This is a genomic window from Leeuwenhoekiella sp. MAR_2009_132 (genome assembly GCF_000687915.1).
Lineage (GTDB): Bacteria > Bacteroidota > Bacteroidia > Flavobacteriales > Flavobacteriaceae > Leeuwenhoekiella.
In genome coordinates, this window is sequence record NZ_JHZY01000004.1 from 388288 (window position 1) to 400833 (window position 12546).

The 12546-nt window shown below is 36.0% G+C and carries 10 protein-coding genes; 5 read left to right on the forward strand and 5 right to left on the reverse strand.

Going from position 1 to position 12546, the window contains the following annotated elements:
- Positions 1-7: 7 nt before the first annotated feature.
- The 4 genes from P164_RS10030 to P164_RS10045 all read right to left on the reverse strand — a co-directional run bounded on the left by P164_RS10030 (position 8) and on the right by P164_RS10045 (position 6089).
- Positions 8-3412, reverse strand: a complete 3405-nt coding sequence (locus tag P164_RS10030; RefSeq protein WP_234405847.1) for a TonB-dependent receptor — start codon at positions 3410-3412, stop codon at positions 8-10.
- Positions 3413-3559: 147 nt separating this feature from the next.
- Entirely contained in the window at positions 3560-4711 is a 1152-nt protein-coding gene (locus P164_RS10035) for a FecR family protein (protein WP_028376260.1), read from the reverse strand.
- Between the two features lie 99 nt (positions 4712-4810).
- Positions 4811-5335, reverse strand: coding sequence for an RNA polymerase sigma factor (locus P164_RS10040; RefSeq protein WP_028376261.1), 525 nt, complete (start codon positions 5333-5335; stop codon positions 4811-4813).
- 241 nt (positions 5336-5576) lie between these two features.
- Complete coding sequence (locus P164_RS10045; RefSeq protein ID WP_028376262.1) at positions 5577-6089, reverse strand: fasciclin domain-containing protein; 513 nt, start codon at positions 6087-6089, stop codon at positions 5577-5579.
- A gap of 120 nt (positions 6090-6209) precedes the next feature.
- Between P164_RS10045 and P164_RS10050 the strand changes: the two genes are divergently transcribed.
- The 5 genes from P164_RS10050 (at position 6210) to P164_RS10070 (ending at position 10937) form a co-directional block, all read left to right on the forward strand.
- Positions 6210-6767, forward strand: coding sequence for an RNA polymerase sigma factor (locus tag P164_RS10050; RefSeq protein ID WP_028376263.1), 558 nt, complete (start codon positions 6210-6212; stop codon positions 6765-6767).
- Positions 6764-7543 (forward strand): anti-sigma factor, encoded by a 780-nt coding sequence (locus P164_RS10055; protein WP_081817363.1) that lies wholly within the window; start codon positions 6764-6766, stop codon positions 7541-7543. Before P164_RS10050 ends, P164_RS10055 begins: the two co-directional genes overlap by 4 nt.
- A gap of 140 nt (positions 7544-7683) precedes the next feature.
- Positions 7684-7908 (forward strand): hypothetical protein, encoded by a 225-nt coding sequence (locus P164_RS10060; protein WP_028376264.1) that lies wholly within the window; start codon positions 7684-7686, stop codon positions 7906-7908.
- A gap of 107 nt (positions 7909-8015) precedes the next feature.
- On the forward strand, positions 8016-10430 hold the full coding sequence (locus tag P164_RS10065; protein ID WP_035899748.1) for a DUF4982 domain-containing protein: 2415 nt from the start codon (positions 8016-8018) through the stop codon (positions 10428-10430).
- 54 nt (positions 10431-10484) lie between these two features.
- A complete protein-coding gene (locus P164_RS10070) occupies positions 10485-10937 on the forward strand; it encodes a hypothetical protein (RefSeq protein WP_028376265.1) in 453 nt (150 codons plus the stop codon).
- Positions 10938-10970: 33 nt separating this feature from the next.
- Here the strand turns inward: P164_RS10070 and P164_RS10075 are convergent, their stop codons facing one another.
- Entirely contained in the window at positions 10971-12539 is a 1569-nt protein-coding gene (locus P164_RS10075; protein ID WP_028376266.1) for a solute:sodium symporter family transporter, read from the reverse strand.
- Between the last annotated feature and the right edge of the window lie 7 nt (positions 12540-12546).

Consider the following 12546-nt stretch of genomic DNA (forward strand, 5'->3'; position numbering starts at 1 on the left):
TGTAGAATTAAAATCTTAAGTTAATACCTAAGGTGTAAGCGCTTTGAAGCGGATATCTGTTAGTATCTCTTCCTGAACCCGATATGTCATTATCAAACAAACTTCCTCCCTGCGGATTTGCTCCGGGATAGTTTGTAATCGTAAACAGGTTTTGAGCGATACCGTAAATGGCTAAACCATTAAAAAATGAGAATCTATTTAAAAATTCTTTAGAAAATTCATAGCGTAGATTAAGCGTATTTAATCGTAGATATGAGCCGTCGTGCACATAAAAACTAGAGATGCTACCATTACCATTAGGATCTCTGTAAACAGATCTAGGTACATTTGTAGGATTTTCTGGGGTCCACGCGTTAAGAACATCTGTAATTTTATTTTCAGCAAAAAATGAGCTTTGAAAGTTTACATTACGCGTTTGCGAAAACCAGAATAAATCATTTCCCACAGAGTAACTAAACTGAGCCGCAAGAGATAATTGTTTATATCTAAAAGTACTTGAAATACCCCCAAACAAATCTGCCTGTGCATCACCTATTACTTCCTGATCAAAAGATGATATTATACCATCTGGCACACCTTCTGGTCCTGAAATATCTTTAAACCTTATATCTCCAGGTGCTGTCTCGTCGTCTTGATAGACCCCGCCCGTTGCATTTGCATTTAAAGCATCTATACTTGCCTGATCTTGAAAGAGACCTTCTGCTCTATACCCATAAATTAAACCTATAGGGCTCCCTTCTCGTAACCGACCACCATTACCGGGAATACCGGTTACAAATCCTTCATCATCTTTGTAATCATCTGCTATTTTAGTAAGCTTATTATTATTTTTAGTAGCATTTATACGCAAATCCCACGAAAAATCTTTAGAACGAATAACTCCTATATTAACTAACAGTTCTAAACCTCTGTTTTGGGTTTCTCCTACATTTGCTAATATTGATCCCGTCCCAGTGTTTCCGGGAGGAATTACAGGAAATATAGCATCTCTGGTATTTTTTTCATAATATCCAAATTCCCCTGAAATACGATCATTTAAGAACCCAAACTCAACACCAAAATCTAATTGCTGCGTAGTTTCCCATTTCAGCTTGTCGTTACCCAATTGCGTTAAAATAACTGCGCTACCACCATAAGTATACGTTTCATATAGCGTACGCCACTGGTACGGACCAAAATCCTGTTGCCCGGTTGTTCCCAAACTCGCTTTAAATTTTAGGTTGTTTAGTGTTTTATTTCCTTTTAAGAAGGCTTCTTCGGAAGCTCTCCAGGCTACCGCAGCAGCAGGGAAAAAAGCATATTTATTTTCTACAGCAAACTTTGAAGAACCATCTACCCTACCCAAAACCGTTAGTAAATAACGATCGTCATAATCATAATGAACACGACCAAAATAAGAATGCAGTCCTGAGCCCTGGCTAGTTGATAAACCTCCATTACTAGAAGTTGCACTACTCACGTTGCTTAAAACTCCATTGCTAAAGCCCTCTCCAAAAGCTTTATTATATGAAGAACTAACTTTCTCAAACGTAGTTCCTAATACACTTTCTATGCTGTGTAAATCATTAAAAGTTTTTGAATAGGTAAGATTTGAGTTCCATTGCACTACAGACGATTGTGATCTGCTATCCTGTGCGTAACCATCACCATCTCCTTGCAGACGACTCCACCCACCACGCGATAAGTATTCAGGATAGTAGCTGTTTTGATTTCCTGTATTGTAATTAATAGACAATCTGGTTTCCGCTTTTAAACCTTCTACCAGTTCTAATTGAGTGAAAAATGTACCTAAAAACAGGAACGTTTTATTCGTATTATTTGCCTGGGATAATGCTATTGGATTTTCAAAATTACTGCCTGGTGAAAATGTATAATTTCCATCTTCATCAAAAACAGGAACATCTGGTCTGTAAATGTATATACGATCAAATAAGCCTGAATCTGTAGCGTTCTGATCTGAAAAAGTGGTTTGTAAACGTGTGCCAAACGTCCATTTTTCGGTCGCTTTAGTATTTAAGTTTAGATTTAATGTATAGCGTTTTCTGTCTGAACCTTCAAGTGCTCCCTGCTCACTAAGTGCAGAAAGTGACGTTGAATACTGTGTACTTGCGTTTCCGCCGCGTATACTCAAATTATAATTTGAAGAAACCTGATTAGATGGATTAAGTTCCTCTTCCCAATTTGTATCTGCGTTTCCGAAGTAAGAACCGTCACGAATACTTTGTGAAAACGCATCTGTATTTGAACTTGAATTAACAGCAGTAAGCCATACTTCTTTAAACTGCGCTGCATTTAAAACATCTAAAGTAGGTGTCTTTTGTACAGTGGTAGAAGCACTTAACTCAAATTGTGTTTTACCATCTTTTGTACCTTGTTTTGTCGTAATGACGATAACTCCGTTTGCTGCACGAGATCCATAAATAGCAGCAGCAGACGCATCTTTTAAAACGGTAATAGATTTAATATCACTAGGGTTTATGTTTCCTATAGGCGTACTCAATCCTTGATTGTCTAATTCTTGCCCCAGGTTACTGCCTTCGGTACCACCTACCGGTATATTACTTTCTGAAACAACAGGAATCCCATCAATAACATATAAAGGCTGGTTAGAACCAAAAAGAGAAGTTGTACCACGTATACGAATTTTTGAAGCCGAACCCGGTTGGCCATTAGGTGAACTTACATTTACACCCGCTACAAGACCTTGTAAGCCTTGATCTACATTAATGGTTGGTGCCTGATTTTGAAAACCTTCCATATCGACCACTCCCACAGAACCCGTGATGTTTTCTTTTTTTACTTCACCATATCCTATAACCACGACTTCACTCATTTCTTCAAGTGACTCTTTTAAGGTTATATCTATCTGGCTTCTGCCAGCTACGGCAGTCTCATAGGTTTCAAAACCAACATAGGAAAATATAAGAGTTTCATTAGCCGCAGCAGCAATACTGTACTTACCGTCAAAATCTGTTGAAGCCCCTATACGAGTATTTTTAATCTTAACTGTTACTCCGGGTAAGGGCAAACCATTAGCATCTATAACGACACCAGTTACTCGCTTTTGCACAGAATTTTCTACAGACTCAATAAATGAACTTACAGCAACTTCTGGAGCGGGCTTAAGTACGATTAGATTTTTACGTATGACATAATCTGTCTTGGACGCGGCTAAAATTTGGTCGAGAACCACGTTAATTTTTTCGTCGTTCACGTGAATAGATAGTAGTTTATCTGTACTTAATGTTTTTACATTATAAATAAACTTAAAATCTGTTTTGGTCTCTATTTCGGCTAGTACCTGTACTATACTGGCGTCATTAAGATTAAGCGTAACTTTATTCCGCTGGGAATACGAGTTTGCCTGTAGACTAAATAAGGATACAAAAAGTAATAGCGTAGTGATTTTCATCGCTAGAGAATGTTTGTGTAAACGAGACATTATATGCCTCGTACAAATAGGGATTTTCATACATTTACGTTGTTAGGTTAATTAATTTGAACTAGTTGACTTTACATTTATTAGATCAGGGAATGTTGGCGCATTTCCTGATTTTTTTTACAGATTATTAATGATTATCACGTTCTCTTTATGCGTAAATTTAAATGGCGCATCAAGAGCAAAAGCTTCTAAAACCTCATCTACAGTTTCGGTATCAAAGCTTGCATTAAAACGTTCTTTATTAATAGTTGTATTTTTATTTATGATGGTAACCGCATACTTTCTTTCAATTTTCTGAAGAATTTCTGTAAAGGATGCGTCTCTAATAATCAATCTCCCTTCTAACCAGGCAGTATGTTCCCACATATTTGCTTGCTGTACAGAAATCGAGTTTAAATTTGGATTAAAGGAGCCTAACTGATTTGGCTTAAGAACAACAGATTGATTTTGAATTTTAGAATCATTATACATTTGCACAGAACCTTCTACCAGAGCTACTGCTACCAGATTATTTTCGGCATAAGAGTTTACGTTAAAAGATGTACCTAAAACCTCAACGTTTAAACCTTGAGTTGAAATAATAAAAGGTTGGTTTTTTTGCTTACTTACATCAAAGTACGCTTCGCCTTTAAGAGTAAGTAATCGCTCTGTACCCGGTTTAAAATTTATAGGGTAGGTTAACCTACTGCCGGCATTAAGCCGTATAACCGAACCATCTCCTAATTTTAAGGTAAATGAATTTCCGTTAGGTACGTTTAAAGTGTTGTATGCAATTTCTGTAGTTGCTGTAGAATTTGTATAGCTTAATGTATCTGCATTTTGAGATGCAATCTGAATCCCTTTTTTATCAAATAATTGAATCTGCTTGTTAGATCGAATAACTTCAATCGCTCCATTTTCAGTTTCTACACTTAGGGCGTTTTGAGTATTAACGGCGTCAGCAAAAGGACGATATACAAAATTAAAAGTTATAAGAATGGCAATAACAGCGGCAGCGGCATAATGCCATACTTTAATTTTTTTCTTAGGTAAAAGTGATACAGCAGGTTTTTGATCTTTTACTTTACTTAAAACAATTTCCCAGGCTTGATCTGTGTCAAGATTTTGTAATTCTTCTATATCTGCACCTCTTAATTTTAAAGTGGATATTTTATTAAAGAAGTGTTTATTATCTGCAGATTCATTATTCCAAAGATCAAATAATACAGATTCCTCAGGAGTAAGTGTTCCGTTGAGTTTTTTTATAAGAAGATTAATTTCTTTTTTCATAGTAGCACCATAATATGGGTTCTACTAGTAAGAGCATTACAAAATAGTTTAGGGTGACTCCAAATGCGAAAAAAATTATAAAAAGGCTAAATTTAACATTTAATAACCAATGAAAGCCCATAAAACCTGCGCATATTTCATTGACTCTCGCAAAATTCTATATGCCTTTTTTATATGTGTTTTTAATGTATTCTTAGAAATATGAAGACTTTCTGCTGCATCTGTATATTTATAACCATGTATAACGCAGAGTTCAAAAGCTCTTCTGCATTCTTTAGGTAAAAGATCTAATTCTTTAAGAATACTGCGAGACTCTTCCTCTTGTATTATTTGATTTTCCTGAGTAAGATTTTCAGAAGGTATTCGATGTTCTGCCTGAGTTAGAATTTTAGTTGTTGAGTTTTGACGTATAGATTTTAAACACGCATTGTAAACACTTGTTTTAATATAAGCAGGTAAATTATTTATATGATTTAAATGATCTAGCTCTAACAATTTAACAAAAACCTCCTGCACAATATCTTTTGCATTGTCTTTATCAAGCACATAGCCGTATGCAAAAACACAAAGATTTTTGTAATCGTTTTGAAAAACAGATTTTATTTCGCCGGCCGAAGTATTCAAAAAGTAGGGACTTTCTTATAGTTACCGGATAAATATAGTTTAGTTCTTTTTAACAGCAGATTTTAAAGCTAATTATTATATGTTTTTACTTAAGACGCACAGAAGCAACTTTAATGTTGACGATATTTTAAAAAAATGATCCGAAATTTCAGTTCTTCATAAGTCTTCGACCCATTAAAAATATAAAGGGAAACCTTTAAAAAAGATTTCCCTTCACAATCATAGCAATTGATTTCCCTAATTATTCTGGCATTACAACAGTGTCAATTACGTGAATTACGCCATTACTACCCATAACATCAGTAGCAATGATCTCACTGTAATTTCCTTTTTGATCTTTTAACCAGATCTTACCATCTTTTTGCATTACAGTAATGCTCTGTCCATTTAAAGTTTCTAATGTAACGCTACCGTTTCCTTCCTTTAAAGCAGCAACTACATCTGCAGCAGCAAGCTTACCAGAAATTACGTGATACGTTAGTATGCCGGCTAGAGCATCTTTGTTTTCGGGCTTTAGCAACATTCCTAAAGTTTCTGAATCTACTTTACCAAATGCAGCATTATTAGGTGCAAATACTGTAAAAGGACCATCACCTTGCAATGCAGAAACTAAATCTGCCGCTTTAAGTGCTGTTACCAACGTGGAGAAATCTTCGTTGCCTACAGCGACATCAACAATTGTTTTTTGCGCAGATACAAACTGACTTGCAGTTAACGTAAATACAGCAGTTAAAATAAATACTAGCTTTTTCATAAAAATTTGATTTTTTGGTTAAACGTTTGCGCTGTGTTTTGAAGCGCATTCATTTATATTTACACGAGATAATTTACGCTAGATGAGCATAAGCTCTTTTTTGGTAAATCTTTAACATTCATGCAGAACGACAAATTTCTTATTGAAAGACTTAAGAATAAAGAAGAGTCAGCATTAGCGAGTCTTTATGACAAATATGCTCCTGCATTGTATGGTGTAATCCTTAGGGTTTGTAAAGATGAACAGGAATCTCAAAATATTCTACAAGACACGTTCTTAACGATATGGGAGAAATCCCATCAATACGATTCTAAAAAAGGGAAATTTTACACCTGGTCCTATCGTATTGCAAAAAATAAAGCGCTAAACTTTTTAAGGTCAGAAAATAAACTCATCCAGACAGATGATTTTAGCGTATATAATTTAGAAGAAGAACCTTTAACTCAAGAACAGGACTACTTAAAACTTAAAGGAAGCCTTAAACAATTAGAAACACACCACCAGAAAGCTTTAGAGTTAGTCTATTTTAAAGGGTTAACACATAACGAAGCTCATAAAGAAATGAATGTCCCGTTAGGAACATTTAAATCATATATAAAACAAGCTTTAAAAAAATTGCAGACCACCTATAGTAAAGCTTTGGTATGGTTAATGATTTTAATTGAAATGATACGATGATGGATAAGTCATACATATTAGAACATAACATCTTAGAGCAATATCTTTTAGGTGAGCTGAGTCGTGCCGATGAACAAAAGATTGAAGAATTAATACTGAAAGATGCCGATTTAAAAGAACAATTAAACTCGCTGGAATCTAATTTTGAGTTAATGGCTTTAGAAAATGCAATTACTCCTCCAGAAAAAGTAAAAGATTCTTTAATGAAGGTTGTTAGGGGCTCAAACCTCAAAGGGAATTCTGTCGCGAAAAAAAACTCGTTAAAGACATATCTAGGTATAGCGGCTACACTTGCTGCGCTATTTATGATTACTAGTCTTTACATTTTAAAACAATTAAGTGACACTCGCAATCAATTAAAGCTAGTAGATACTGAAAATTCAGTCTTGATTGAAAACATAGAAAATCTTAATACCAGTGCAGAACACACATCAAAACTGTTAGCGCTCTTAAAATCTCCTGAAACTGAACAATACATTCTCAAGGGAAATGAGCTAGCTCCCGGTGCAAAGATTGTTACTTATGTGAATCACAAGGAAAAATCAATCATCGTTAACGCTAAAGATTTACCTAAGTTAGACGAAAATCACGATTACCAGATGTGGGCAGATGTAGAAGGTGTGATGATAGATATGGGTGTTATTGCTAAAGAAAGTGATTTGCTGGCGATGAATTATATAGATAAAGCAACATCTTTAAACATAACTATAGAACCTGCAGGAGGTAATGATCATCCTACTGTTTCCCGTCTGGTATCTAATGTTTACCTCAGATAAATCTAAGATTAATCTCTAGGATTTCAATCTTTAAATAAATTTTAGATCCTCAAATTGCAGCGTGAAAAGGGCCAATTTTAGAAAGCTTACTTGCCTTTTTACGACCTATAAAGTGCAATAAATTAATTTAAAACATAAGGATGCAATTGATTCTTCCAGATTTAAAAGAGTACGCTGTTTTAGATGAACGCGTAAAATCACTATTGATTCCTTCAGAAATCATAATTAATACTACAATCAATAAACCGCAACTTGAAGACGGTGAGCATTTCATTGAAGGGCAAAAAAAAATTAATATTTATCTAGACAAGCTGGAGTCTTTTACAAAACAATGGTATGCGTGCCGTTGTGATATGTTTCCATAAGGAAAATAACTACATCCCTATCAAATAATCATAAAGCGTACTATCTACATTTAATGCCGTATTTTTATATCGGTATTAAAATTTATGCGTTCAATTATGGTTCTTAGATCTATTCTCTTTTTTTACTTTCCACGTTAACCTTATTTGGTCAAACCCGTACGGTTACTGAATTACATACTGGTTGGCGTTTTCAAAAAGGAAATTTTAAAGATGCTGCACTTCCTTCTTTTGATGATTCTAATTGGGAAGAGGTAACAGTACCTCACGATTGGGCTATTTACGGTCCGTTTGACAAGGAGATCGATAAACAAACCGTTGCCATAACTCAAAATGGTGAACAAACCGCCACCGAAAAAACAGGACGTACCGGCTCTTTACCTTTTACAGGAACCGGCTGGTATCGTACAAATTTTGAAGTGCCAGAATATTCAGAAGATAAAAAAGTGCTTTTATTATTTGAAGGAGCAATGAGCGAACCACAGGTTTACCTCAACGGAAAAAAAATTGGCGAATGGGCTTATGGATATTCTTATTTCTATTTTGATATCACGGCATTTTTAAAAAATGGTGAAAACACACTTGCCGTAGAATTAAGTAATAAAGAATTCTCCTCACGCTGGTATCCAGGTGCTGGTTTGTATCGTAACGTAAGCCTTATAATTAAAGACAAACAAAGTATAGATCAATGGGGAACCTTTATCACTACTCCTATTGCTACGCAAGAAGAAGCAAAAATTAATATTAAAACTGAGGTTAGCGGAAATAATTTAAAACTGGTTACCACAGTTTTTGATAAAGATGGTAATCAAATTACTCAAGATTCTACAGCAATAGCGTATAGCAATCAGTTTGATCAAAATCTAAAGGTTAAAAAACCCAATTTATGGAGTCCTGAAAATCCGTATTTGTACACAGCAGTTTCAAGACTTTATTCGGGTAATGAATTAAAAGATGAAGTGACGACAAAATTTGGTATTCGTTCTATCTCCTATTCAGCAGAAACCGGCTTTCAACTTAATGGAGAAACCCGCAAATTTAAAGGAGTTTGTTTGCATCACGATTTGGGACCCCTCGGTACCGCAGTAAATAAAGCTGCACTGCGCCGCCAGATGAAAATTTTAAAAGACTTAGGCTGTGACGCCATACGTAGTTCTCACAATATGCCCTCGTTTGAGCAATTGGAACTTGCAGACGAGATGGGTTTTATGTTTCTCGCAGAAAGTTTTGACGAGTGGAAAAAACCTAAAGTTGAAAATGGTTACAACCGTTTTTTTGATGAATATGCCGAAAAGGATGTGGTTAATTTAGTTCGTGCAACCCGAAATCATCCATCTATCGTTATGTGGAGTGCAGGTAATGAAGTGCCAGATCAGTACGGAAGCGCAGGTGTAAAACGAGCGCGATGGTTGCAAGATATTTTCCATAGAGAAGACCCTACACGCCCTGTAACTGTGGGTATGGACCAGGTTAAAAATACCATGGAGTCTGGGTTTGGTGCTATTCTCGATATTCCCGGACTTAATTACCGAGTGCATTTATATGAAGATGCTTATGATAAATTTCCTCAAGGTTTTATTTTAGGCTCAGAAACTGCCTCGACAGTGAGCTCAAGAGGTGTTTATAAATTTCCGGCTGAAAAGGCAAGTATGAAACAATATCCAGATTTTCAGAGTTCGTCATATGATTTAGAATATTGCAGCTGGTCTAATCTCCCTGAAGATGATTTTATTTTACAAGATGATAAACCCTGGGTTATTGGAGAGTTTGTTTGGACGGGTTTTGACTATCTAGGTGAACCTACACCTTATGATGAGAGCTGGCCTTCACGCAGTTCGTACTTTGGCATGATTGATCTGGCAGGAATTCCCAAAGATCGTTATTATCTATACCGCAGCCGCTGGAACACTCAGCAGGAAACCTTGCATCTGTTACCGCATTGGAACTGGGAAGGTCGTGAGGGTGAGAAAACTCCGGTTTTTGTGTATACCAGTTACGACAGCGCAGAACTTTTTATAAATGGTAAAAGTCAGGGAATACAAACTAAAAATGATGCAACTCCACAAACTCGTTTTCGATTAATGTGGAATGATGTGATTTATGAACCCGGCACCCTTAAAGTTGTAGCATTAGATGCTAAAGGAAACCCAGTTGCTGAAAAAGAAGTGAAAACTGCCGGTAAACCTTATGCATTAAAACTTAATGCAGATCGCACCACTTTAAATGCAGATGGTAAAGATTTATCATTTGTAACCGTTTCTGTGGTAGATAAAGAAGGGAACCCTTGCCCTACTGCCACAAATCAGTTACAATTTAAAGTTACAGGTAAGGGAAGTTATCGTGCTGCCTGTAATGGTGATGCGACTTCGCTTGAATTATTTCACGAGCCAACGATGCAATTATTTAGCGGTAAACTTGTAGTCTTAGTGCAAAGTGATACTAAACCCGGAACTATTAAACTTAAAGTAAGTGGAACTAATTTAAAAACGGCTACACTAGATTTAAATAGTGCATCAATAAATTGAGACATTACCTATCTCCCTTTTTTGTAACTTTATAAAAAAGAAAAACGATAAGCTATGAAAACCTCATCTCGTCTGGAACAAGCTATTAGTAAGCTTTATACCGCCTTTCACAATGGTAATCTCAACCCAGAATGTTGTAAAAGTTGTGCGGTAGGCAATATTCTCGATAATACGGATACCTGGAAACATCTAACGGAAGGACACGGTTCTTTACAACTTACTTACGTAGGCAAAGTGAATGAAGCCTTTGGTCGCAGATTAAATGGCTACTCACCTTTAGAATTATTGGAAATTGAAGCTGCCTTTTTAAAAGGTTGTGGATACACACTTCCGCTTTCGCGAAAGCAAAACAAAACTATCGACCGCAACTCAAAAGAAGTCATGTTTAATGGAATGTGTGAGGCAGTCGCTGTTTTATGCAAACTTGATAATGTTGCAAATGTGATGGACTTTTCAAAACTCTTTGACTTTAAAGAAGATGAGCCGGTTTATCAACTTGCCTTTTAAGTCAATCTTTATAATTGACTTAAAAAAATTCTATTAGGATAGCCATATATATATTCCTACGGTGAGCGCTACCAGTATAGACCCTGCCACGTTTACATATTTCCAGGGTTCACTTGGATTGGGGTACAATTCCTGAACATAATTACCTTTAAAGGTAACTTTAGATACCAGAAACATAATCAGGAAATTTAGAACAAACTCAATACCCCAAAGATGCACAAAGTGGATGTCTAATTTTAGAATAAACGTTGTAAGAATATAGAACGAAAAGCCAAATAGTAAACCTGCCTTTGCTCCTTTTGCATTTATTTGTTTGAAGAAAATACCGGCTATAATTACTGAAGAAATCGGGATAAAGAAAATACCATTGAGTTCCTGTAATAACAAATACAACCCATCTGGTGCGTATGCAACCATAGGAGCAACAGCAATAGCTAAAACTGCTAAAACTAATGAAGATAACTTACCAAAGCGCACCAACTTTTTATCAGATACGGTTGGGTTAATAAGCTTCTTATAAATATCAAGACAAAATATGGTGCTTGCAGAGTTGAGTACACTATTAAAGGTACTTAATACTGCTCCCAGAATTACGGCAGCAAAGAAGCCGAATAAGTAGGTAGGCAATACTTTCTTTACGAGCAATGGATAAATTAAATCTGGTGTTGCTTGAAATTCATCTTGAAAGTAATAATACGCTATAAGTCCCGGCAACACGATGATAATGGGGACAAAAAGCTTCAAAACACCAGTATAAATAAGCCCTTTCTGCGCTTCAGCAAGATTCTTGGCACCAAATGCACGCTGAATAATAGCTTGATTCATCCCCCAGAAATATACCTGATTAATCATTAATCCGGTAAACAAAGTTGAAAAAGGAAGGTTAGAATCTTCAGCACCTATGATGTCAAACTTTTCGGGAGCAAAATCATAAACGGTTTGCATTCCGCCAAAAATACTTCCGTCACCTATTTGATATAACGCAAATAGCGGAATCAAAATTCCTCCTGCCATAAGCCCTACTCCATTCAAAGTATCGGAATAGGCAACAGCTTTCAGTCCGCCAAAAATCGCATACAAAGAACCGATTACTCCTATAACCAGGACGGTATAGACAAGTGCTGTAGATCTAGAAATATCAAACATTTCAGAAAAACTAAAAACACTTTCGATATTTATCGCACCTGTATACAATACAATTGGCAACAGTGTTACCACAAAGGAGAGCATTAATAAAAATGCGACTACAGATCGTGTGGTACTGTCAAAACGTTTCTCGAGATATTCAGGAATTGTGGTGAGCCCCATTCGTATAAATCGGGGTATAAAAAATAAGGCTGCAATAACAAGCGCAATCGCCGAGGTGACTTCCCAGGCGATTACGATAATACCATTTTGATACGAACTCCCATTCATACCTATAAGATGTTCTGTAGATATATTTGTAAGAATCATTGATCCCGCAATCACAGTTCCGGTAAGAGTTCTGCCGGCTAAAAAATAACCATTTGCGGTTGTAAACTGATCTTTACGAAGTTTCCATGTCGTATAAAAAATTACAAATAAGGTGAATCCAAAAAAACCTATATAGGTAGCTGTCATAATTTAA